The organism is Pseudomonas sp. EA_105y_Pfl2_R69, assembly GCF_963970915.1.
Classification (GTDB): Bacteria; Pseudomonadota; Gammaproteobacteria; order Pseudomonadales; family Pseudomonadaceae; genus Aquipseudomonas.
Window position 1 is genome coordinate 626500 of the sequence record NZ_CAXAOO010000001.1, and the last position, 23500, is coordinate 649999.

Below are 23500 nucleotides of genomic sequence, written 5' to 3' on the forward strand. Positions count from 1 at the left end.
GCAGGGGATCTGGGTGCCTTCTACCGGCAGCGTGCGCGGCAGGCTCTCGAGTACGACTGAGTCTGGCATAGCGGCAGATCAAGACAGGGCGAATGCCAGGCGCTCAGGGCTATCCCTGAGTCGCGGGTCTTGAGTGGGGTGCCTCAGGTGGGGCGTGGGGATAAGCGGCCACGGGGCCTCTGGCGTCGAATCTGTTGGGGCGATGGATCTGCGGCGGGCGCGGCTCCATCGCCGGGCGCTATCAAGGCTGGGGCGAGCTCAGTGCGGTTGGCTCCATGCTGGCTGGCCTCGGCGTCGCTTCGGGCCGCCATTGATGCAGGCGCTCCAGGCTGGCGCGGTACGGCTTCAGGCCCATGCCAAGCAGAATAATGGCCCCGACCAAGGCAATGCCGGTGACGATCAGTAGCGAATAGCGCAGCGCCATGTCGTCGGCGAAGACGAAGTCGGTGACCAGCGCCACGGCGGTGGGACCCACGCCCAGACCGATCAGGGTAATGACGAACAGGTAGATCGCCGAGGCCTGACCGCGCATCGAGTTGGGCATGATCTCCTGAATGGCCGCCGGGCCGACGCCGAACGGCATGGCGATGGTGAATACGTGCAGCGCGATAACCGCCAATGCCAGCTCCCCGCTGCCCGCCAGGAAGGCAAGGCTCAGGGGCAGGGTGAGGATGGCCGAGACGATACCCACACGCAGCGGCGCATCAGCATAACCGCGGCGGTGCAGCAGGTCGGACAGGCGTCCGCCGGTAATGATGCCAAGCGAGCCGGCAACCGCCACGACTGAACCGTAGAGTATTCCCACTTCGCTGGCCGACCAGCCATAGGTGCGGATAAAGAAGGTGGGAATCCAGGAGGCACCGCCGTAGGCGGCGAAGGCCAGGCAGGCGAAACCGAAGTTGTGGTAGAGCACCGTGCGCCGATTGGCCTTGAGGTAGCCAGCCACTTCTCGCAGCGGCACCTCGACCCCGGCGTCTATGCCTTGGCGCTGCGGCTCCCTGATAGCCAGCAAGACCAGAGTAAAGACCGCTCCTGCAGCGCCGAGGATCAGGAAGATCAGTTGCCAGGGGCGGACTTCGCCGAGTAGCGGCAGCATCACGTCGCCTTGGGCCGAGGCGAACTTGACCACCAGGCCGCCCAGCAGAAAGGCCAGGCCAGAGCCGATATAGATGCCCATGGAGTACACGCTCATCGCCGTGGCGCGCAGTTTCGGTGGGAAGCTATCGGCGATCAGCGAATACGCCGAGGGCGACAGCGTTGCCTCACCCACACCGACCCCGATGCGGAACGTGAGGAATTGCCAGAAATTCTTCGCCGTACCGCATAGCGCAGTCATCAGGCTCCACAGCAGCACGCCGCAGACAATCAGTCCGCGTCGGCTTTTACGATCGGCCAGGCGTCCCAGGGGTATGCCACAGATGGTGTAGAACAGCGCAAAGGACAGCCCCATAAGCAGGCTCATATGGGTGTCGGTGATATCCAGGTCGCGCCGTATGGGGTCGACCAGCAGGTTGAGGATCTGGCGGTCAACGAAGGACAGTACATAAGCCAGCATCAGGATGGTGACCGTCAGCCAGGCGCGGGTACTTGAGGGATAGCTGTTGTTGTTATGCATGAAGTGGCTCCGGGTGGAGGCGGGTGGTACCGCGGAGCCGTCACTTTCCCTTAGATAAACGCCTTCATCAAGTTAAAAGTGACTCAAGAGTTCCATTTATTTGTGCTTGTGTTTCGCTATGCGAAATTCGCGATCAAGCGCCAAGGCTCTCGATGTCGTGGGCAAGCATGGCAAGCTGCTGCGCCAGTCCGCCCTTCAAGCTGTCCTCGCTGAGTTGGAACGAAGGCGCGCCGCAGGTCAGCACCATGATGCTGCCGTCGGAAAGTCGCAGCGGCACGCCGGCGGCGATGACGTTGCGATCCCAGTCGCCCAGGGAGAAGCAGAAGCCGTGCTGCTGGTATTCGGCGAACGACTCGCGCAACGATGCCTCGAGCATCGGCCATTGTTCGCCGTGCTTGGCTTCCAATGCGGCCAGCAGGTGCCCGCGCTCCTGTTCCGGGGTTGCGGCCAGATAGGCACGGCCGGCGGCGGTTGTCGCCAGCGGGAGGCGCACGCCGGCATCCATGCGCAGGGTGGTGACCTCGGCTGGACGGCAGTTTTCCACATAGATCATCGACAGCCGATCACGGCAGGTCAGGCCCACGGTGGTGTTGGTGCGTCGGGCGAAGTCGTCCATATAGGGCTTGGCCAGCTGGCGCACGCGCAGATTGGAGACATAGGCGTAGCCCAGGGCAAGGACGCCCGAGTCCAGCTGGTACTTCTCCAATTGGGGGGCATAGCTGAGGTAGCCGAGCTTGGTCAGGGTGTAGGTCATCCTGGACACCGTGGGCTTGGGCAGCCCCGTAAGCCTGGAAATATCCTGATTGCCCAGCACCACCGAGCCATGGGTAAAGGCTCGCAGCACGTCCAGGCCGCGCGCGAGCGCTTCAACAAACTTGCGGTCTTTGGAGGAGGGGTCGTCTGCTTCTTCGTTCATATGCATTCTGGCTCGGCGTAGGCGTGGTGGCGTGCGCACCATATCAGATAGCGCCGCAACAGGCAGCGTTGCGGCGGCAGGCGATTGCAGGACAGGAGGTGGTTTATTTACGCTTGTTTGCGGTATATAGTTTCGCACAGCAAAATAACAAACCACATAGGAAAGAAAAATGTCTACTTCTGCCAAGGGATACGTGGCCGCCGAACTGGCACGCCATAGTTTCCAGAATGTATACGATCTCCTGGTCAATGCCTGTGAGCGGCACGCCGAGAGGCCGGCTTTTTCCTGTGGCGAAAGCACGCTGAGCTACGCCGAGCTGAAGCAGCAGGCGGATGCCTTCGCCAGCTTTCTGCATCACGGCCTGGGCCTGCAGGCAGGTGATCGACTGGCTCTGCAATTGCCGAACTCCCTGCAGTACCCGGTCGCCGTGTTCGCGGCGCTGAAGCTGGGGCTGGTGCTGGTCAATACCAATCCGAAGTACACCGCGGCCGAGGCCCGTCATCAGTTCCGTGACTCTGGGGCAAAGGCGATTCTGGCGTTCGCCCCGTTGTTGCCGTTGCTGCGCAGCGTCCAGGCGGACAGCGCCATCGAGCACATCATCCTGACGCGCACCGGCGATCAGGAGGATCCTGAGGTGGGGTTCGCCGAGGCTGGCGTCCATGGCTTCGCCCAGGCGCTGCGGTCAGGGCGTGGCCTGCCAGAGGTCGAACCTGTTGCTGGCCTGGAGCGCCTGGCCCTGCTGCAGTACACCGGCGGTACTACCGGTGGGGCCAAGGGGGCGATGATCAGCCACCGCAACCTGCTGGCCAACCTGCTGCAGACCATGGAATTGTTCGATCAAAGCGGGCTGATCGACCCGGAGCGCGATGTGCGCATCGCGCCGATGCCGCTTTATCACATCATGGCTTTCGCCACCAGTTGTCTGCTGTCGGTGGCCATGGGGCTGCACACGGTATTGATCCGCGACGGGAGCAACCTGGACGAGACCATTACTGCCATGAAACGCCATCGATTCAGCCTGTTCAATGGCATCAACACCTTGTTCGTCGGGCTGATGAACCATCCGGAGTTTCACGTCATCGATTTCTCCCGCTTGAAATGGGTGACATCTGGTGGTGCGCCGCTGAACGGCGAAGTGGCACGTCGCTGGCTGGCGCTGACCGGTGCGCCGATTCGCGAAGGTTTCGGCCTGACCGAAACCTCGCCGGTGGTGGCCACATCCACCAGCATCAGTCCCTACCGCGAGGGCTATATCGGTCTGCCCCTGATCGAAACCGAGTTGCGCACCGTCGACGAGCAGGGCATCGATACGCCCGCCGGTGAGCCGGGTGAGTTGTGGGTGCGCGGTCCCCAGGTAATGGAAGGCTACTGGCAGCTCCCGGAGGAGACGGCTCAGGTGTTGACCGCGGACGGCTGGCTGAAGACCGGTGATATCGCCGTGCTCGATGAGGCGGGCTTTGTCAGGATCGTCGACCGCAAGAAGGATATGATCCTGGTCTCCGGTTTCAACGTGTATCCCAACGAGATCGAAGATGTGGTCATGCGTCACCCCGGCGTACGCGAGTGTGTGGTGGTCGGTGTGGCGGACGAACGCAAGGGCGAGGCGGTGAAGTTGTTCGTCAGCCTCAAGGAGGCAACGCTGGACGCCGACGCCCTGCGGGCCCACTGCCGGCGCTTCCTGACCGGTTACAAGGTGCCGAGTCATGTCGAAATTCTCGACGACTTGCCCAAGAGCTCGGTAGGCAAACTGCTGCGTCGCGAGCTGCGTGACCGTGCGCCAGGCGCTGCTGTCTGAGATCCCGACTGCCCCTGTGGGCCTCAGGTCAGCAGGGGCAGCAACAGCAGTAGCGGTAGGCTAATCACGACGAGCCGGACGTTCCAGCCGACGGCCAGGTGCCACGGTGAAACGCCGCTCAGGCGCGACAGCATCAGCGCCGAGGGGCCGAAGGGCGACAACAGCATGGCCATGGCGAAGCCGCAGACCAGCGCCACCGCTGGGCCGAGCGGCGGTACCCCGAGAGCGGCCAGTTGTGCCAGCAGCGCGGCCAGCAGACTCAAGGTCACGATAGGGGCCACCCCCACCAGTGCCAGGCCGATCATGCCGAGCAGGGTTGCGGCCTCTATCAGGTGCAACAGCCCCGGCCGCACGGCCAGGGTGGCGGCAAGGCCGTGCAGCGGTAGCAGTTGCCCGGCAAGCCCGCCGAGCAGGGCGGCACAGCCGAAGATAAACACCTCGTTACGCATCCCGGCCAGGGTGCTGGCGAGTTCATCATGCACGGCCGTGGCCTGTTTCAGGCTGTGCCAGAGCCACCCCGCGACAGCGGTGGGAAGCACCAGCATTGCCGCCTGGGTCGGGCTGAGTGGCGACAGGCTGGCAAGCAGGGTGATGGCGGCGATGCCCATTAGCCCGCCAATGATCGGTCCGCGTAGGGCGTGACTGGTTGCTGCGGGCAGCATGCCCGTCAGGGCTCCAAGGCGGTTGTTTTCGGCGCGCCAGCCGATGAGCGACAGCAGCAGTGCCGCCGCGATCCCAAAGGGTAGCAGCGTCGTCCAGCCCAGCCCGGGTAGCTCACGGCCGATGATCGCCATGGTGACGCTGGTGGGGGCGAGCAGGGGGACCAGGGCGAATCCTCGTAAAGCGCTGGTCAGTACACCGCGCTGGCCGGCATCGCGGGCCTCTTGGCTTAAGGGCTGGTTGTGCAGGTGCTGCTGCAGCGTGCCGCAGATCAGGTTGAGCATGCCGAAACTGAGCAGCGAACCGAGCAGCAGGGCGCAGGACAGGTAGCGCGGATAGAGCCAGATGGCCGAGCCGTTCAGCAGCAGATGGTGCAGGTTGGCCAGCTGCGGCAGGCGTTTGACCAGGCACTGAGTGAGCCCCAGGGCCGCAATAAAACTCGCGTAATAGGCGAAGGCGGCAGCCAGCTGTCCTGCCACGGCCAGGCTCGGCCTGGGCGAGAGGAGCCACAGGCCGGCCAGCGCCAGCGTGGCTAGGCCGAGTCGACGCGGGTAGGGCAGTAGCGAGCGCCAGTGGGCGACGAAGAAGAGCGCGTAAAGACCGGCGGACAGCAGGCTCGGCCAGAGGCTGCCGCTGATCAGTGCCAGCAGTTCGCAGGCCAGCGCCCATAGCAGTAAGGCCATCATCACCTCGGCGCGGCTCACTGGGGCAGCCCGCCAGCAATGGCCGCTTGCCGATTGGGCACAGCGGCTGGCGCGCTGTCCGGCAGGCGCTGCATTGCGTCCGATTGTCCCCGCTCGGTGGCGCTTGCATACGGCTCGGCAGCCGGGCTACGGGCGCTTGTGGCGTGTTGTTCTGCTGGCAGCAGAACCCGCGAGAAGGGGGTAGCCATAGGGGTAATTGATCTGTGCGGGATATTGCTTTCGAGGCTGACAGTCTTTAGTCTCAAGGTCAAATATTGAAATCAAGTTTCGCTTGGCGGAATGAAGGTTCTCTTCGGCAGGAGGTGTCATGGTTTTTCGAGTCGGTATCATAGGTGCTGGTGCGATGGGCAGGGGGATTACCCAGCTCCTCGCCACAGCCGGCCAGCAGGTTTGGCTGTATGACACGCGCGCCGAGGCCATTGACCAGGCGCTGGCGTTCAATCGCGAGCTGCTCGAGCGCAGTGTCGCCAAGGGGCGCATCAGCGCGGAAGACCTGGGCGCAACGCTCGAACGCATGCAGCCGGCCTTTAGCCTGAGCGAACTGGCCCATTGCGACCTGCTGATTGAAGCGATAGTCGAAAACCTCGAGGTCAAGCAGGCGCTGTTCGTCGAGCTGGAGGGCCTGGTCAGCCCGAGCGCGATTCTGGCCACCAATACCTCATCGCTCTCGGTGACGCGTATCGCCAGTGCGTGCCGTCACCCCGAGCGGGTCGCCGGTTTCCATTTCTTCAATCCGGTGCCACTGATGAAGCTGGTCGAGGTGGTGCGTGGCGAGCGCACCGACCCGGCGGTGATCGTGCGCCTGGTTGAGTTGGCGGAAAGAACCGGGCATTTCCCGGCGATTACCCCGGACACGCCCGGTTTCCTCGTCAACCATGCCGGCCGCGCCTATGCCACCGAGGCGCAACGGCTGCTGGGTGAGGGCATCGCCTCCGCACAGCAGATCGACCGCATCCTGCGCGACGGTCCGGGGTTCCCCATGGGGCCGTTCGAGCTGGCCGACCTGACCGGGCTGGATGTTTCACATGCGGTGATGGAATCGATCCACGAACAGTATTACCAGGATCCGCGCTATACCCCGTCCAATCTCGCGGCTCAGCGGGTTGCCGGCAAACTGCTCGGGCGCAAGAGTGGCGAGGGTTATTACCGTTACGACGAGGGCAAGCCGCGGCGCGACCCCGAGCCGGTTCTCGAGCCGGTCGTGCTCGACCGCCCATACTGGCTGGACAGCGACGATCCCGAGTTGCGCGCGCACCTGCGCCAATTGCTGGCCCAGGCCGGGGCTGAGCTGGAAAGCGGCAGCGCGCCCTCGCTCGCCGCCATCTGTCTGATCACGCCCCTGGGTGAGGATGCCAGCAGCATGATCCATCGCCAGGGGCTGCCACCCAAGCGCACCCTGGCGCTGGAAACCTTCTGCGATTTTGACCGCCGCCGTGTGCTGATGCGCCAGCCGGCGCTCGAGCCTGCAGTGCTGAATCAGGCTCGCCAGGCCCTGAGTGTCGACGGCGTGCCGGTGGAGGTGATCAACGACTCGCCCGGTTTCGTGAGCCAACGGATCATCGCCTGCATCGTCAATCTGGGCTGCGAGATTGCCCAGAAACGCATTGCCGATCCGCACACCCTGGATCGCGCCATCCCCCTGGCCCTCGGCTACCCCAAGGGGCCGTTGGCCTTCGGCGAGCACTACGGCGCGCCCCGTATCCTGGAAATTCTGCACAACATGCAGGCCTGCTACGGCGGCGAGCCGCGTTACCGGCCGAGCCCCTGGCTGCGTCGTCGCGTCCAGCTCGGCCTGCCCCTGACCACTGCCGAGGAATAAGCATGCTCGACGCCTATATCTATGCTGGACTGCGCACCCCCTTTGGCCGCCATGGCGGGGGGCTGTCCAGTATCCGTCCGGACGACCTGGCCGCTGCGGTTATCCGTGCGCTGCTGGAGCGCAGTGGCGTTGCCGGTGCGCATATTGAGGACGTGATTCTGGGGGCCACCAACCAGGCGGGCGAAGACAGCCGCAATGTGGCCCGCCATGCCGCCCTGTTAGCCGGGCTGCCGGCTACCGTCCCGGGGCAGACGGTCAACCGTCTGTGCGCCAGCGGCCTGGCGGCGGTAATCGACGCCGCCCGCGCAGTAACCTGCAACGAAGGTGAACTCTACCTGGCCGGAGGGGTGGAAAGCATGTCCCGGGCCCCCTTTGTCCTGGGCAAATCCGAGCAGGCCTTCAGCCGCGACTGCCGCATGTTCGACAGCACGATCGGCTCGCGCTTTCCCAATCCTCGACTTGTCGCGCAGTTCGGCAACGACAGCATGCCGGAGACCGGCGACAACGTGGCACGCGAGTATGGCATCAGCCGCGAGGCTGCCGATTTCTTCGCGGCGAGTTCCCAGGCCAAATACGCGGCGGCGCTGCGTGATGGCTTCTTCGCCGGCGAAATCCTGCCGCTTGAGGTGTCGATGGGGCGTAAGCGCCCGTCCGCGTTGATCGAGCAGGATGAGCATCCCCGCCCGGATTCCGATATGAGCGCCTTGGCCCGGCTGCAGCCTTTGTACGCGGGTGGGGTGGTGACGGCTGGCAATGCCTCGGGGGTGAACGATGGTGCGGCGGTGCTGCTGATAGGCAGCCGTCAGGCCGGGCAGCGCCAGGGTCTGCAGCCCATGGCGCGGATTCTGTCAGCCGCGGCTGTTGGCGTGGAGCCACGGATCATGGGCGTCGGCCCGGTTCAGGCGATCCACAAGGCGTTGGCTCGCGCCTCCCTGACACTGGCCGACATGGACATCATCGAGATCAACGAGGCGTTCGCCGCGCAAGTGCTTGGCTGCCTCAAGGGCCTGGGCGTAGCCCTGGACGATCCCCGCGTCAATCCCAATGGCGGTGCGATCACCGTGGGCCACCCGCTGGGCGCATCCGGCGCGCGCCTGGCGCTGTCCAGCGCGCGCGAGCTGCAACGCCGGGGCTCGCGCTATGCCGTGGTCAGCCTGTGCATCGGTGTCGGCCAGGGGCTGGCCATGGTGATCGAGCGGGCTTGAGACGGATGCTGACGAGAAAACCTTCAGGCCGCCTATGCGGCCGCTGGCCGGTTGGGGGATGTGACATTGCGCAGTAGTGCCATGGGCAGCTCTCGGTACAGTGGCGAACATACCTATGAGCTGATCCGCCTCTCGGCCTCTGCCCTGATCCATCAGCGCGGGTTCGAGGCCATGAGTATGCGTCAACTGGCGGAACGGGCCGGGATCCAGGCCGGCAGCCTGTATCGCTACTTTCCCAGCAAGCACTGCCTGCTCTTCGAACTGCTCTGCGATTACTTCGACGACCTGCTGTGCGCCTGGTACGAGGTCCGGCCGCGAGGCGCTGCGGCCGAACAGGCCCTGGCCGCTTTCGTGGAAAACCACCTGGTCTGGCATGCGCAGCGGGGGCAGCAGGGCGGGCTTATCGACCCCGGGGAGGCGCGTAGCCTGGCGGTAGCAGAGCAACTGCGGGTGCAGCAACTGGCCCAGAGTTATGCCCAGGAGTTGCGACAGATTATCGCCTGCGGGGTGCGCCAGGGCTGTTTCCACTGCGATGATGTGCCCTTCGTCAGCGACGCTATCTTGGCTTTACTCAGCACCGCTGGCCGAGGACGTACAGATGCCGTGATCGAACAATGCGCAAGCTATCGAGCCATGGTATTCAAGCTAGTGCGTTAGTCAGTGGCATCGGGGCGCAACCATAAACTCGCCGCTATCTATAAGGCGAGCACGTCCCTGTGCTGTTGTCAGTGGGGGGCAAGTGGCCTCAGCCGCGGATAGCTCGATAGCTATTTGATCGCCTTGAGCACCACAAACTTCGGCGTGGCCGCCACCTGCTCGACGCCGCGGAACAGGCGTTTGAGCTTGGCGTGGTAGCCCAGGTGGCGGTTGCCGACTATCCATAGCTCGCCGCCGGTGACCAGGGCCGCGCGGGCCTGCTGGAACATGCGCCAGGCGAGGAAGTCGCCGACCACCTGCTGCTGGTGGAAGGGCGGGTTGCACAGCACCAGGTCCAGCGAATCCGCCGCCTGTTCGGCCAGGCCATCGCCGGCGCGGATCTGCACCGGGCGCTCGCCCAGGGCCGCGCGCCAGTTTTCCGCGGCCGATTGCACGGCCATATAGGATTCGTCCACCAGCGTCAGTTCGGCCTGCGGGCTGCCCAGGGCGTAGGCGATGCCGAGCACGCCGTTGCCGCAGCCGAGATCGGCCACGCGCATGCGGCTGAGGTGTTTGGGCAGGTGGGGCAGAAAGGCGCGGGTGCCGATATCGAGGTCTTCGCGGCAGAACAGATTGGCGTGGTTGACGAGTTCGATGGCCGGTTTGTCCAGGCGATAGCGCGTGGGGTAGGGCGATACCGCAGCGGGTTTGGCTTGCGGTGTGGCGCTTAGCAGGCGGGCCTTCTTCACCGCCAGCGAGGCCTGCACCGGACCGATATATTTTTCCAGCAGGTCGCCGGCGGCCCGTGGCAGGTGCTTGACCATGGCCGCGGCAATCACCTGCGCACCTGGCGCGAGCTGGCCGTGCAGACGGATCAGTTGTTCCTCCAGCAGGGCCAGGGTCTTGGGCACGCGGATCAGCACGAGATCGAATGGTCCCTGGGCAACTTCGCTGGCTGGCACGAAGTTGACTGCCTCGGCGGCCAGTCGATTGCGTGCCAGATTGACCGTGAGCGCCACGCGGCCCAGGTGCGAGTCGCCGCTGCTGGTGATCTGGGCATGGCCGACCAGGCTGACGGCCAGGGCTCCGAAGTTGTCGTTGAGCAGCAGCACCCGCGCGTCCGCGGGCAAGCCCTGTTCATGCAACTGGTTGAGCAGGTACTCGTCGGCGGCGTCGAAGGCTTGCAGGGGCTCGGCCTGCTGCTCGGGCTGGCGGATCAGGTCGAGCTGGGCAAAAGGCGTAACGAATATAGGCATATGGACTACTGGTGTTTGTGGGCGGCGCTTTGCGCGACACTGTGACAGGCCGTTGAAAAACTACTGCGCTCGGCTATGCCGCGTTGAAGTTAGCCTCGGACTGCTCATGTACAACTCGTACACTCCGCGTCCTCGGATAACTTCGCCTTAACTAGGCGTCCCCGCCTAGCCTTCGCTCGCTACGTTTTCTAACGGCCTGCCAGATCTTCGGCGCAGCAGAGGGAGTGAAGTATGACCGCCAGCGAAGACAAGTTCACCCGACAGATTCTGAGCGATGTGCATGTCTGGTCGCCCAGCCTGTTCAGCCTGCGCTGTTCCCGCGATCCGGGGTTTCGTTTCCGCGCCGGGCAGTTCGCTCGCCTCGGCGTAGCGAAGGCCGATGGCAGCGTGGTCTGGCGCGCCTATTCGATGGTCTCGGCCCCCCATGACGAGTTTCTCGAGTTCTTCTCCATCGTCGTGCCCGGCGGCGAGTTCACCAGCGAGTTGAGCCGACTCAAGGCCGGCGACAGCCTGCTGGTCGACAAACAGGCCTTTGGCTTTCTCACCCTCGACCGCTTCGGCGATGGCCGCGATCTCTGGCTGCTGGCCAGCGGCACCGGTGTGGCCCCCTTTCTCTCGATTCTGCAGGACTTCGAGGTGTGGCAGCGTTTCGAGCGCATCGTCCTGGTCTACAGCGCGCGCAGCGCCAGCGAGCTGGCCTATCAGCCGCTGATTCGCGGCCTCAAGGATCTGGAACACCTGGCCGAATACGCCGACAAGCTGGTGTACCTGCCGCTGGTCACCCGCGAGCAGGCTCCAGGCTGCCTGCACGGGCGCATCACCCACCTGCTCAGCAGCGGCGAGCTGGAGCGCGCCGCCGGCCTCAACCTGAGCCCCGAGCATTCGCGCCTGATGCTCTGCGGCAACCCGCAGATGATCGACGACACCCGCAGCCTGTTGAAGCTGCGCGGGTTGCGGCTGAGCCTGAGTCGCCGGCCGGGCCAGGTGGCGGTGGAAAATTACTGGTGAGGCACCGGCGGTACTGAATCCTCATCGGCTTGCGTGGGATCGTTCGGTTTATCCGCCTGGGGCTCGCTGCCGCTTGGCGCACAGAGCGGCAGGCGGATGGCGAAGCGCACGCCCCAGCCGGGCTGGCTGGCCACCTCCAGCTTGCCGCCGAGCACCCCGGTGACCAGGTTGTGCACGATATTCAGGCCCAGGCCGCTGCCGCCCTGGCCCAGGCGGGTGGTGAAGAAGGGGTCGAAAATCCGCGGCAGGTGTTCCGCGGCGATGCCGTGACCGTTGTCGGACACGGCCAGCTCGATCCAGCCCGGCTCGTAGGGGAAGGCATAGAGGCCGATCTTGCCGTGCTCCAGGCCCTGCAGGCCATGGCTCAGGGCATTGTTGATGAGGTTGACCAGCACCTGGCCGAGGGCCCCGGGGTAGCTGTCCAGTTCGATCTCGTCGTCGATATTGCTGTCGATGACGAAGGGTGTCTTCTTCAGTGTCGGGCCCAGGGTGATAAGGATTTCCTTGACCACTTCGCTGAGCTGGAAGGTGCGGCGCTGGGCGCTGGCCTGGTCGACCGCAACCTGCTTGAAACTGGTGATCAGCTCGCTGGCCCGGCGCAGGTTGCGCACCAGGATGTCGGTGGCGGTCTTGCTGTCCTGCAGGAACCGATCGAGCACCGAGCGCTTGAGTGCCCCGGCGCTGACGGCGGCGCTGATCTCCCGGCTGTGGTCTTCCAGGGTGCTGGCGGCCATCAGGCTGTTGCCGACCGGGGTGTTCAGTTCGTGGGCGATGCCGGCGACCAGGGAGCCAAGGGCGGCGAGCTTTTCGCTCTGGACCAGCTCGTTCTGCGCGCGTTGCAGGGTCGCCATGGCGTTGCTCAGTTCTTCGTTGCTGCGGCTCAGGGCCTCGGTACGCTCGGCCACGCGCTGCTCCAGGGTGGCATTCAGCTCCCGGTAGGCCTGTTCGGCGCGCTTCTGGTCGGTGACGTCGATGTCCATGCTGACGAACTGCAGGCGGCCATCGGCCGCGGGGATGCTGAAGGTGGTGGTCAGCACGCAGATGCTGCGCTGCGGGTCGAGCTGCAGCTCGCTCAGGTAGGGCCCCACCGGCGTGCCCTTGGCGGCCTGGGCGAGGCTGGCGAGAAACATCGCCTGCTGCCCCGGGGTGTACAGCAGGCGGTCGAGGGTCTTGCCCAGGGCGGCTTCCCGGGGGATCTCGTAGATGCGCTCGCTGGCATGGTTCCACAGCAGGATGCGGCCGCTGGCATCGAACCACTGTACGGCGACGTTGGGCGTGTATTCCAGGGTGGCGAGCAGACGGTCCTCGCTTTCGCGCAGGCTCTGGGCGGTGTCCAGCAGTGCCTGCTCGCGCTCGAGGATGGCTCCGACCATCCGCTGCAAACTGGCGCGCAGGGTATTGAGCTCGCGGATGCTGCTTGGCGCCATGGGCAGGTCATAGTGGCCGTTGGCGATTTCCCCGACATGCCGGGTGAACTGCGAGATGCGCCGCGCCAGGGTCCAGCTGGTGCTGCCGGCGATCAGCAGGGCGATGGCGAGGGCCAGGCCGAGGGCGCTGAGGATGCGCCGCCAGGTGCTGTCGATCAGGGCATGGGCCTGCTGCTGCGGCTGCGCCACCAGCACCTGCCAGTCCGGACCCTTGACCTTGCGCGCCAGGCCTAGCAGCTGCTGGCCATCCAGGTCGAAGCTGCGCACCGACGGGTCGTGCAGAACCTGCAGATGCCCGAGGTTGAGCTGTTGTCCGGCCTGGGCGCTCTGCGAGTCGGCGATCAGTTGATGCTGGCGGTCGAGCATGCGGATTTGCAGCCGGCCATCCTGGCTCAGCTGGCGGGCCAGTTCGGGAAGCGGGCTGATGGCCACTTCACCGACCAGGGTGCGCGGGCCCAGAGGCTGCGCCAGGGCCACCGCCAGACGCGAGCTGACGGTGGAGAGAAAACTGTTGGACCAGACGCCCTGGCGGCTCAGTTGCGCCTGGCGAACGAAGTCGCGGGCGGAGATATCCAGGCCGAACAGGTTCTGCCGCAGCGTGCGGCGGTCGGCCGGCAGGCCGATGGCACTGATCTGGCCGGTGTCGTCGGTCAGGTAGATGGCCTCGTAGAAATCCGAGCTGTCGGCATAGGCATCCAGCAGGGTCTGGATCTGCTGGTTATCCAGGGTCTGGCTATTGTGGAACAGTTCGGCCAGGGCCCCGAGTTCGCGGTTGGCAATGCTGAAATGGCGTTCCAGTTGCTGGGTGATGGCCTCGGCGGCAAAGCTCTGGCGGTTTTCCACCTCATCGAGCAGCAGCGGTTCGTAATACAGGCGAAACAGCAGGCCGACCGCCAGCACCGGGATGCAGGCCACCAGGATAAAGCGACTGGCCAGGGTCAGCAGCAGGGGGTGGGCCGCGCCCAGCTTACTCAGGACTGCTGAAACGGCCATCGCGCACCACCATGGGGTAGAAAAGGCTGTCACTGTCGCCAAAGTCATCGAAGACGATCTGGCGCTGCACGCCCTGGAACTGGCGAATGCGCAGCAGCGCCTGCTTGGGGTGTTCGCCGGGCAGGCGCTGTTGCAGGGCCGCGAGCAGGACGTGGGTGGCGTTGTAGCTGGTCAGTGCGGCGGTATCGATGGGTTGGGCGAAACGCGCCTGGTAGCGCTGCTTGAAGGCGACAAAGGCGGCGGAGCTGTCGTTCAGGTCGAAGGCCTGGGCGGTGATCATGCCCTCGACCGCGCGCCCGCCCATTTCGATCAGGGTGTCGGCCGCGGCCCAGGCCGGGGTGGCGAGAAGCAACTGCGGAGCCTGCTGGCGCAGCTGAGTGGCCAGCAGGGCGGTGTCCAGGGCGCTGCTGATCAGCACCACGGCGGCGGGGCGGTCGGCCAGGGCGCGGCGCGCCAGGGCGGCGAAATCGGTCTGCTGGTCGCGGCTGAATTCCACGGTCAGGCCAACCTCGGCCCCGCTGGCCTGCAGGTGGCGGCTGAAGTCGGCGAGCCAGGGCCGGGTGTAGCTGCTGTTGCTCAGTTCGATGATCACATTGACCCGCCGCAGGCCACGCTGCCGGCCCAGGTGGTTGGCGATATCGCGGGCGTCCGGGTTGGTGTGGCTGAGGGTGCGGAAAAACTGGTCGTCGCGCCCGGCCAGTAGCGGGCTGAGCGGCGTTGCGCCCATGAGCAGGATGCCGGCCTCGGTAAATTGCGGGGCCAGCTGCTCGGCGATCAGGCTGGTCATGGGGCCGAGCGCGGCCTCGACGGGAACCGCGATCAGTTCGGCCGCCGCCTGTCGGGCTCGTTGCGGGTCGAAGCCGTCATCGCGGTACAGCAGCTCGATGGGCCGGCCCTGAATGCCGCCGGCGGCATTGGCTTCTTCGACGGCCAGCTGCATGCCATTGCGCCCGGCCAAACCGAGGCTGGCGCTGGGGCCGGAGACATCGACTATCACGCCCAGGCGAATGGGCGGCGGGGCCGCGACTTGTTCCTCGCAGGCGGCCAGCAGCAGGACGGCGCAGAGTGCCAGCAGCCCCGGCAGGCGTGGCCTAGCGGGCATCGTCATACTGGCCATCGCGGATAATCGTCAGGTAGGTCGCGCCCTGGGTGTCGCCAAAGGCATCGAAGCGGATCGGGCCCTGCAGGCCGGCATACTCGCGCTGGCGCAGCAGGGTCTGCTTGAGGGGTTCGTCGCGGTCCTGGGCGGCGAGGGCCTGCAGCACTATCCGGGTGGCGTTGTAGGTGGTCAGGGCAGGAAAGCTCGGCGCATGGCCGAAGCGTTGCCGGTAGTCCTGAATAAACTGCTGGAAGGCCGGGAGCTGGCTGTGCAGGTCCATATAGTGCGGGACTATCAGACCCTCCACGGCCTTGCCGCCGAGTTCCAGCAGCTGGCCGGTGCCGGCCCATTCCGCGCTGGCCAGCACGGTGTGCGGCTGGCGCTGGCGCAGCTGGTTGCAGAGCAGCGCCGTATCCTGGGCGCTGGTGATCAGCAGTACCACCTGGGGGGCCCCCTGCAGGGCCTCGGCCGCCAGGGCGGCGTAGTCGGTCTGCGGGCCGGAGGTAAAGCCAAGGACCTTCTGGGTAAAGCCGCCGGCTGCGTGCAGGTGCCGGGAGAAGTGCGCGGCCCAGGCTTCGCTGTAGGCCTGGTTGCGCAGGTCCAGCACCAGGTTCGCCCGTGCCGCCGGGTGCTGTTCGGCGAGGTACTCGGCCAGTTGCCGGGCATGTTCGGCGTGGGTGCCTATGGTGCGGAAGAAATAGTCGTCCAGGCCGCTCAGCGCCGGGCTGCTGACCGTGCCGGCCATCATCAGTACCTGGGCCTCGTCTGCCAGCGGTACCACGGCCATGGCCACGGCGCTGGTCATGGGGCCGAGGATGGCGGCGACCTGCTCCTGCAGCAGTTCGCGGATGACCTGGCGGCCCTGCTCGGGGTCGAGGCGGTCATCCTTGATCAGCAGGTGCAGTGGCCGGCCGTCAATGCCGCCGCTGGCGTTGGCCTGCTCCACGGCCAGTTGCGCACCATTGCGCCCGGCGGTACCGAGTTCGGCATTGGTCCCGGACAGGCCGCCGATAAAGCCCAGGCGGATCGACTCGGGTTCGCCGCAGCCGCCCAGGCCCAGGGCCAGATACAGGAGCCATCCGGCACATAGCGCCCGGCTCCCACGCGTGGCCATGGCCGGCTCCGTCACTGACCCGACGCCGTGATAAAACTCAGCAGCGCCGCCAGTTCGAGCGGTTTGGCGAACAGGTAGCCCTGGCCTTCGTGGCAGCCCATCTGGGTGAGCGAGACGGCCTGGCTTTCCTGCTCGATTCCTTCGGCGATCAGTTCCAGCTGCAGGCTGCGGCCCAGCTGGATAATGGTTTCGACGATGCGCTTGCTGCCATCGCTCTGCTCCATCTGGCTGACAAAGCTGAGGTCGATCTTCAGGCGGTCGACATTCAGGCGCTCGAGGTAGCTGAGCGAGGAGAAACCGGTGCCGAAGTCGTCCACGGCGAGACTCACGCCCAGACGCTTGATGCGCTCGAGCAGGTCGATCATAAAGCTGGCGTCGAGCATGGCCACCGATTCGGTGATTTCCAGCTCCAGCAGGCCCGGGTCGATGCCGCTTTCGTCGAGCGCGCGCTCCAGGGTGGCGAGGAAGTCGGCCTGGCGAAATTGTGCCACCGAGACGTTGACCGCCATGCGCAGCGCCCGGCCGCTGTGCTGGATGATCCGCTGCAGGTCCCGGCAGGCGCTGCGCAGAACCCATTCGCCAAGGCTGACAATCAGCCCGGAGCTTTCCGCCAGGGGAATAAACTGCGCCGGGGCGACGAACTGACCGTCATCGGTGCGCCAGCGCAGCAGGGCTTCGACGCCGATCAACTGGCGACTGCCCAGGGCGATCTGCGGCTGGTAGACCACGAACAGCCGCTCGCGCTCGAAGGCGCTGCGCAGCTCCTGGAGCAACTGCACGCGGGCGCGGGTTTCCTGCTCCATGGCGCGGGTAAAGTGGCTGATGCTGCCGCGTTGCTGGCGCTTGCCATGCTTGAGAGCGATATTGGCCGCCTTCAGGGCCTCGCCGCCGTTGCCGTCGATCTGGTCCAGGCAGGTCAGGCCGATGGTGGCGGTGATGCGCCGGCTCAGCTCGGCAAAGTACAGCGGTTGCTGGAACAGGCCACGCAGGCTGTCGGCGCTGACGACCCGGTTGCCGGCCAGGATGGCGAAGACATCCCCGGCAACCCGCGCCAGCAGCGTGCCGGGCGGCAGTGCCTGCTGCAGGCGTTCGGCGACCGCTTGCAGCAGGGCATCGCCGTGCTGGTGGCCGAGGGTGTCGTTGAGCTCGGAGAAGCCGTCGATATCGATCAGCGCCAGGGTGGTCTCGCCGGGTGTCGCGCCGGCCAGTGCCTGGTCGAGGGCCTGGACCAGGGCCAGGCGGTTGGGCAGGTGCAGCAGCTGGTCGTTGTAGGCATAGTCCTGCAGCAGGCTGAGCAGCAGCACGTTGTCCAGGCTGATGATGATGTTGCTGCAGAACACCTCGAGCAGTTGCCGGTCCAGCGCGTTCAGCGCGCGTCCGGTCTGCAGGTAGGCGGCCATATGGTTATGGCCCTGGCCGGGGAAGAACAGGGTGGTCGAATGGTTGCCGTAGCGGTTGCTGCGCTCGGCCAGAGCCCGATTGAGCGCCCGGGCGATCTGCTGATCGGGCAACTCCTCCAGCTGCTTGTCGATGCAGTCCATCAGGTTGCCGGCGGCGGCGACGATCAGGGCGTGGGCCGGCGAGGCCTGGTGGTCGTAGGCGCAGACCACGCCTTCGGGCGGCAGGCCGAGCAGGCCGCAGATCTGGGTGATGATCCCGGCGGCGAACTCGCTGACGCCCTGGCGCGCCAGGAGTTGGCTGCTGGCGCGGATCACCATGCCCAGGCCGTGGCGGCTGGCGTTGATGGTATGAATCTGGTCGTAGCCACGGATGGCCGCGGTCAGCGTGGTGTACAGGCGGTTGCGGGTCAGTTCGGACTTGGTCTTGTAGTCGTTGATGTCGTAGTCGCGGATGGCCTCCATCTCCGGTGCATAGCCCGGTTGGCCGGTGCGCAGGATGATGCGGATCTCGCTGTTATGCAGGTCTTCGCGGATCTGTCGGACCAGGTCCAGGCCGGCATGCTCCGACTCCATCACCACATCCAGCAGAATCACCGCGACCTGCGCCTGCTCAGTCAGCACACTGACGGCCTGGGCGGCCGAATAGGCATGCAGGAATTCGAGGGGGCGACCGAGGATCTCGGTATTGGCCAGGGCGAAGCAGGTCGACTGATGTACGTCCTGGTCGTCGTCTACGATCAGGATGCGCCAGCGGGGCTGGGTTGGGCTGCGATTGTCCGGGTGGGTTTCGTCGTCGAAAGCGAACAGGTCGTCTTCTGCTACATCGCTCATCTTCAGGCCTTGTAAAGTATGGCGTACGCTTCGCCGGCGCTGGGTTGGACCTCCGCGGGGCCTGACTGACCAGCCGCCAGGGCTGAGTTAGTAAGCTGGTGGTTAATAGTCTAGGCGAAAAAAAACTGCACACGGCCTGGCGGGTGCAGTTCCTGAGGCGGTTCGCGGGGGCGGCATCGACAGTGCCCCTCCGCGCGGGGTCAGCGGTTTTCTTGCTGACTCTTGAGCAGATCGCGGATCTCGCCCAGCAGTTCCTGCTCCTTGCTGGGGGCGGGTGGTGCGCTGGGTGCGGCTTCCTCTTCGCGCTTGAGCCGGTTGATCACCTTGACCCCCATAAAGATGGCGAAGGCGACGATCAGGAAGTCGATGATGCTCTGGATAAACTTGCCATAGGAGAGGGTGACGGCGGCGACATCGCCTTCGGCGGCCTTGAGCACCACGGCCAGGTCGGAAAAATCCACCCCACCGATCAGCACGCCCAGGGGCGGCATCACCATATCGCCGACGAAGGACGAGACGATCTTGCCGAAGGCGGCACCGATGATGATGCCTACGGCCACGTCGACCACGTTGCCTTTGACGGCGAAGGCCTTGAACTCACTGACAATGCTCATGTTTCTTTCCCTGATAGGTGGTGGTGCGCTGAAGTGTAATCCAGCTCGCGGCGCTTGCCAGCCAGCAGTCGGGCAGGAAAGTGTGCCACGGGTAGCGGCTTCGGCAGAGCCGGCCGCGCTGGTCTAGTCTGAACACAGAACCGCCATTGAGGATGCCGATATGCCACTGGAACATCATCCGCTCAGCCGTGAATTTCCCGAACTCAAGCCGCAGCTTGGGGCCTTGCTGGCGGCTGACGGCCATTTCGCGCGTCTGGCCGAGGAGTACGAAGAACTCGACAAGCGCATCTATGAGGTGGAGAGCGGGCGCATAGCCATGGACGAAATGCTGTTGCTGGGATTGAAAATGCAGCGGGTCAGCCTCAAGGACGAACTGGCGCAGTTGCTGCGTGGTGGTTCTTGAGCGGCCGACGTTGATCCCGGTCAAGGGCTGAGCGGCGAGCGGGGGGTAGGCTGCTTGCCAACATACCCGCCGAGGAGCGCCAGCATGCACGTTGAACACCACCCCTTGAACAAAGACTTTCCCGAATTGCGCACTGCCTTGCACGAACTGCGGGTCAAGGATGCCGATTTCGCCCGCCTGGCCGATGAGTACGAAACCCTGGACAAGCGCATCTGCCGCGTCGAGGACGGCGTCGAAGTACTGGCCGACGACGCCCTGGCGTCCCTCAAGCTGGCCCGCGTCGGCCTCAAGGATGAAGTGGCGCAGCGTCTTAAGGGGCCGGCCGAGCAGTGCTGTGGCTGCTGCAAGGGCTAGGATTAACAACGGTCTGTAGCTGTAAATATATCCAGCTATTTCGTATGATCCGGGCTCAGCTTTCCGAGGAGTCCGGCATGGCCAAGGCCAAACGTATGTATGGCTGCACCGAGTGCGGCGCGACCTTTCCCAAATGGGCCGGCCAGTGCGGCGAGTGCGGGGCCTGGAACACCCTGGTGGAAACCCTGCTCGAAGCCAATGCCGCCACCCCCAGCGGGCGCTCGGGTTGGGCTGGCGAGCAGGCACAGATCAAGACCCTGGCCGAGGTCAGCGTCGAGGAAGTGCCGCGCTTTTCCACCGCCTCCGGCGAACTCGACCGGGTGCTCGGTGGCGGCCTGGTGGACGGCTCGGTGGTGTTGATCGGCGGCGATCCGGGTATCGGCAAGTCGACCATCCTGCTGCAGACCCTGTGCAATATCGCCACGCGCTTTCCTGCGCTCTATGTCACCGGCGAGGAATCCCAGCAGCAGGTGGCCATGCGTGCCCGCCGCCTGGGCCTGCCGGAAGACAAGCTCAAGGTCATGACCGAGACCTGCATCGAAACCATCATCGCCACCGCGCGCCTGGAGAAACCCAAGGTGATGGTGATCGACTCGATCCAGACCATCTTCACCGAGCAGTTGTCCTCGGCACCCGGCGGCGTGTCCCAGGTGCGCGAGAGCGCGGCGCTGCTGGTGCGCTTCGCCAAGCAGAGCGGCACGGCGATCTTTCTGGTCGGCCATGTGACCAAGGAGGGCGCGCTGGCCGGGCCGCGCGTGCTCGAGCATATGGTCGATACCGTGCTGTATTTCGAGGGCGAGTCCGATGGCCGTCTGCGCCTGCTGCGCGCGGTGAAGAACCGTTTCGGTGCGATCAACGAGCTGGGCGTGTTCGGCATGACCGACAAGGGCCTCAAGGAGGTCACCAACCCCTCGGCGATCTTCCTCACCCGCGCCCAGGAAGAAGTCCCCGGCAGTGTGGTCATGGCCACCTGGGAAGGCACCCGGCCGATGCTGGTGGAGGTGCAGGCGCTGGTCGATACCAGCCATATGGCTAACCCGCGCCGCGTCACCCTGGGCCTGGACCAGAACCGCCTGGCCATGCTCCTGGCCGTGCTGCACCGGCATGGCGGCATTCCCACCTATGACCAGGACGTGTTTCTCAACGTGGTCGGCGGGGTCAAGGTGCTGGAAACCGCATCCGACCTGGCGCTGATGGCGGCGGTGATCTCCAGCCTGCGCAACAAGCCGCTGCCGCATGATCTGCTGGTATTTGGCGAGGTCGGGTTGTCCGGCGAGATCCGCCCGGTGCCGAGCGGCCAGGAGCGCTTGAAAGAGGCGGCCAAGCACGGTTTCAAGCGCGCCATAGTGCCCAAGGGCAATGCGCCGAAAGATCCGCCGCCGGGTTTGCAGGTGATTGCCGTGACGCGCCTGGAACAGGCGCTGGATGCCTTGTTCGAATAGCGGCGCATTTCTCCGGGAGCAAGGGCTGCTCTTCAGTCCCCTTCGCCGAGGGCGGCCAGTTCCCGTTCCAGCAGGCTTTCGTCGCCGAGGTTGAGTTCGACCAGGCGGCGCAGGTGGCTGATCGAGTCGAGGTCGATATGCCGGCAGACGAAGCCGAGCAGGTTGTCCTGGGTGCGGGTCAGTACCACTTCCATCCGCACGCAGGTATCGTCGGCCAGCCGGATGCTGGCTTCGAAGGGCTGGTGCGGGTCGCCGTTCCAGGTGCCGGGGCGCTTGACCAGCAAACCTTTCAGTGACACGTCATGCAACTCGACTGCCCAGCTGCGCTCACCTTGAATGATCTCGGTGGGGGCATCGAAAGCGATGCGATGAAAGCGCCGCCGCTCGTTGGCTGTATTGCTCATGCAAAAAAACTCCTGCGGGGTTTAATCCACTATAGCCAAGGTGGGTCTCGAGGGTACGGTTTGTTTGCCAGACGCGGCGGTGTGCTGGGCGAGCGGCAGAAAAAAGCCCGCCGGGGTGGGCGGGCTTTTCGGCTGCGGGCCAGAGACTGTTTACGATCTTGCGAGCTAGAGTCCTGCAAGGCGAAAACAGGTGAGGAAGCGGAGTGTACGAGTTGTACATGAGCATTCCGAACCTGTTTTCAACGCAGCAGGGCCGACGCGCAGCAGATCGTAGGCAGTCTCTGCTGCTTAGTTGCCGTAAACCGGGAACTGGGCACAGACCGCTTTCACCTGCTCGCGGATGCGCGCCTCAACGGCTTCGTCGCCCAGGTTGGCGAGGATTTCGCAGATCCAGCCGGCCAGCGCGCGGCACTGGTCTTCCTTGAAGCCGCGGGTGGTCACGGCCGGGGTGCCGATGCGCAGGCCGGAGGTGACGAACGGCGAGCGTGGATCGTTGGGCACGCTGTTCTTGTTCACGGTAATAAAGGCGCGACCCAGGGCGGCGTCGGCGTCTTTACCGGTGATTTCCTGCTTGATCAGCGACAACAGGAACAGGTGGTTCTCGGTACCGCCGGAGACCACGTCATAGCCGTTTTCGATAAACACGCTGGCCATGGCCTGGGCGTTCTTCACCACTTGCTGCTGGTAGGCCTTGAACTCGGGTTGCAGGGCTTCCTTGAAGCACACCGCCTTGGCGGCGATCACGTGCTCCAGCGGGCCGCCCTGGCCGCCCGGGAAGACCGCGGAGTTGAATTTCTTCTCCAGGGCTTCGTTGGCACGAGCCAGGATCAGCCCGCCGCGCGGACCGCGCAGGGTCTTGTGGGTGGTGGTGGTGACTACGTCGGCGAACGGCACCGGGTTCGGGTACACGCCAGCGGCAACCAGACCGGCGACGTGGGCCATGTCGACGAACAGGTAGGCACCGACCTTGTCAGCGATGGCGCGGAAACGTGGGAAGTCCAGGACCTGAGAGTAGGCACTGAAGCCGGCGATGATCATCTTCGGCTTGTGCTCTACCGCCAGACGCTCGACTTCGTCGTAGTCGATCAGTCCGGCATCGGTGATGCCGTACTGCACGGCGTTGTACAGCTTGCCGGAGAAGCTGACGCTGGCACCGTGGGTCAGGTGGCCGCCGTGGGCCAGGCTCATGCCCAGTACGGTGTCGCCGGCATTCAGCAGTGCCATATACACGGCGGCGTTGGCCTGGCTGCCGGAGTGCGGCTGGACGTTGGCGTAATCGGCACCGAACAGTTCCTTGGCGCGGTCGATGGCCAGCTGCTCGACGATGTCGACGTATTCGCAACCGCCGTAGTAACGCTTGCCCGGGTAGCCTTCGGCGTACTTGTTGGTCAGTACCGAACCCTGGGCTTCCATTACCGCCGGGCTGGTGTAGTTCTCCGAGGCGATCAGTTCGATGTGATGTTCCTGGCGCTGGGCTTCCTGCTCCATCGCGGCAAACAATTCGGCGTCATAACGGGCAAGAGTCAAATCACGGCTGAACATGGCATTCCCCTGAGAAAAAGCGGCTGGGCGGTAGAAAGAGGGGGCGAATTCTACCCCATCTCGGCCGAGCAGGGGTATGCAGCGCAGTCATGTGGCGGACAAGTGGGATTCATGGACAAGGCAGTCTTGAACTGCGCGTTTCTATTAACTTGAGCACTGCACGAAGACCCCTAGGGTGTCACTCGCCGCAGGCAGTGCACCAGGGTGGTTGGTGCGGCACAAAGCCTGACGGGCTGTCGCTCCGAGGCCGCCCTGCCCATCCT

General features: G+C 64.9%; 19 protein-coding genes. 8 read left to right on the forward strand and 11 right to left on the reverse strand.

Annotation, left to right across the window (positions count from 1 at the left end; genetic code table 11):
- Positions 1-241: 241 nt before the first annotated feature.
- Both AACY13_RS02720 and AACY13_RS02725 read right to left on the reverse strand, forming a co-directional pair.
- Positions 242-1615 (reverse strand): spinster family MFS transporter, encoded by a 1374-nt coding sequence (locus AACY13_RS02720; RefSeq protein ID WP_339459140.1) that lies wholly within the window; start codon positions 1613-1615, stop codon positions 242-244.
- A gap of 133 nt (positions 1616-1748) precedes the next feature.
- Positions 1749-2531, reverse strand: a complete 783-nt coding sequence (locus AACY13_RS02725) for an IclR family transcriptional regulator (RefSeq protein ID WP_339459141.1) — start codon at positions 2529-2531, stop codon at positions 1749-1751.
- A 169-nt stretch (positions 2532-2700) separates the two neighbouring features.
- Here AACY13_RS02725 and AACY13_RS02730 point away from each other — a divergent pair, with 169 nt between their 5' ends.
- Positions 2701-4326, forward strand: coding sequence for an AMP-binding protein (locus AACY13_RS02730; RefSeq protein WP_339459142.1), 1626 nt, complete (start codon positions 2701-2703; stop codon positions 4324-4326).
- A gap of 23 nt (positions 4327-4349) precedes the next feature.
- Here the strand turns inward: AACY13_RS02730 and AACY13_RS02735 are convergent, their stop codons facing one another.
- Positions 4350-5669 (reverse strand): hypothetical protein, encoded by a 1320-nt coding sequence (locus tag AACY13_RS02735; RefSeq protein WP_339459143.1) that lies wholly within the window; start codon positions 5667-5669, stop codon positions 4350-4352.
- Between the two features lie 328 nt (positions 5670-5997).
- Here AACY13_RS02735 and AACY13_RS02740 point away from each other — a divergent pair, with 328 nt between their 5' ends.
- The 3 genes from AACY13_RS02740 (at position 5998) to AACY13_RS02750 (ending at position 9371) form a co-directional block, all read left to right on the forward strand.
- Complete coding sequence (locus AACY13_RS02740) at positions 5998-7509, forward strand: 3-hydroxyacyl-CoA dehydrogenase (RefSeq protein ID WP_339459144.1); 1512 nt, start codon at positions 5998-6000, stop codon at positions 7507-7509.
- Between the two features lie 2 nt (positions 7510-7511).
- Positions 7512-8714, forward strand: coding sequence for a 3-oxoadipyl-CoA thiolase (locus tag AACY13_RS02745; RefSeq protein WP_339459146.1), 1203 nt, complete (start codon positions 7512-7514; stop codon positions 8712-8714).
- Positions 8715-8795: 81 nt separating this feature from the next.
- Complete coding sequence (locus AACY13_RS02750) at positions 8796-9371, forward strand: TetR/AcrR family transcriptional regulator (RefSeq protein ID WP_339459148.1); 576 nt, start codon at positions 8796-8798, stop codon at positions 9369-9371.
- A gap of 110 nt (positions 9372-9481) precedes the next feature.
- On the opposite strand, the gene AACY13_RS02755 is transcribed toward AACY13_RS02750, so the two are convergent.
- Positions 9482-10606 carry a class I SAM-dependent methyltransferase gene (locus AACY13_RS02755; RefSeq protein ID WP_339459150.1) on the reverse strand — a complete coding sequence of 375 codons (1125 nt, stop codon included), beginning with the start codon at positions 10604-10606 and terminating at the stop codon, positions 9482-9484.
- A 231-nt stretch (positions 10607-10837) separates the two neighbouring features.
- On the opposite strand from AACY13_RS02755, the gene AACY13_RS02760 reads away from it, so the two are divergent.
- Positions 10838-11614: a ferredoxin--NADP reductase gene (locus AACY13_RS02760; protein WP_339459151.1), complete on the forward strand. Its 777-nt coding sequence runs from the start codon at positions 10838-10840 to the stop codon at positions 11612-11614.
- On the opposite strand, the gene AACY13_RS02765 is transcribed toward AACY13_RS02760, so the two are convergent.
- The 5 genes from AACY13_RS02765 to mscL all read right to left on the reverse strand — a co-directional run bounded on the left by AACY13_RS02765 (position 11605) and on the right by mscL (position 19092).
- Complete coding sequence (locus tag AACY13_RS02765) at positions 11605-14034, reverse strand: sensor histidine kinase (protein WP_339459152.1); 2430 nt, start codon at positions 14032-14034, stop codon at positions 11605-11607. The two genes, AACY13_RS02760 and AACY13_RS02765, sit on opposite strands and share 10 nt — an antisense overlap.
- On the reverse strand, positions 14009-15151 hold the full coding sequence (locus AACY13_RS02770) for an ABC transporter substrate-binding protein (protein WP_339459153.1): 1143 nt from the start codon (positions 15149-15151) through the stop codon (positions 14009-14011). The genes AACY13_RS02765 and AACY13_RS02770 overlap by 26 nt, the downstream gene beginning before the upstream one ends.
- Entirely contained in the window at positions 15126-16247 is a 1122-nt protein-coding gene (locus AACY13_RS02775) for an ABC transporter substrate-binding protein (protein ID WP_339459155.1), read from the reverse strand. The genes AACY13_RS02770 and AACY13_RS02775 overlap by 26 nt, the downstream gene beginning before the upstream one ends.
- Positions 16248-16258: 11 nt before the next feature.
- Positions 16259-18478, reverse strand: a complete 2220-nt coding sequence (locus AACY13_RS02780; protein WP_339459157.1) for a putative bifunctional diguanylate cyclase/phosphodiesterase — start codon at positions 18476-18478, stop codon at positions 16259-16261.
- A gap of 200 nt (positions 18479-18678) precedes the next feature.
- Positions 18679-19092 carry a large-conductance mechanosensitive channel protein MscL gene (gene mscL, locus AACY13_RS02785; RefSeq protein WP_339459159.1) on the reverse strand — a complete coding sequence of 138 codons (414 nt, stop codon included), beginning with the start codon at positions 19090-19092 and terminating at the stop codon, positions 18679-18681.
- Between the two features lie 160 nt (positions 19093-19252).
- Between mscL and AACY13_RS02790 the strand changes: the two genes are divergently transcribed.
- The 3 genes from AACY13_RS02790 to radA all read left to right on the forward strand — a co-directional run bounded on the left by AACY13_RS02790 (position 19253) and on the right by radA (position 21291).
- Complete coding sequence (locus tag AACY13_RS02790; RefSeq protein WP_339459160.1) at positions 19253-19495, forward strand: YdcH family protein; 243 nt, start codon at positions 19253-19255, stop codon at positions 19493-19495.
- An 84-nt stretch (positions 19496-19579) separates the two neighbouring features.
- Positions 19580-19849 (forward strand): YdcH family protein, encoded by a 270-nt coding sequence (locus AACY13_RS02795; protein WP_339459162.1) that lies wholly within the window; start codon positions 19580-19582, stop codon positions 19847-19849.
- Between the two features lie 77 nt (positions 19850-19926).
- Complete coding sequence (gene radA, locus AACY13_RS02800) at positions 19927-21291, forward strand: DNA repair protein RadA (RefSeq protein WP_339459163.1); 1365 nt, start codon at positions 19927-19929, stop codon at positions 21289-21291.
- Positions 21292-21323: 32 nt separating this feature from the next.
- On the opposite strand, the gene AACY13_RS02805 is transcribed toward radA, so the two are convergent.
- Entirely contained in the window at positions 21324-21695 is a 372-nt protein-coding gene (locus AACY13_RS02805) for a PilZ domain-containing protein (RefSeq protein WP_339459165.1), read from the reverse strand.
- Positions 21696-21983: 288 nt separating this feature from the next.
- Positions 21984-23237: a serine hydroxymethyltransferase gene (glyA, locus tag AACY13_RS02810; protein WP_339459166.1), complete on the reverse strand. Its 1254-nt coding sequence runs from the start codon at positions 23235-23237 to the stop codon at positions 21984-21986.
- Positions 23238-23500: the final 263 nt, after the last annotated feature.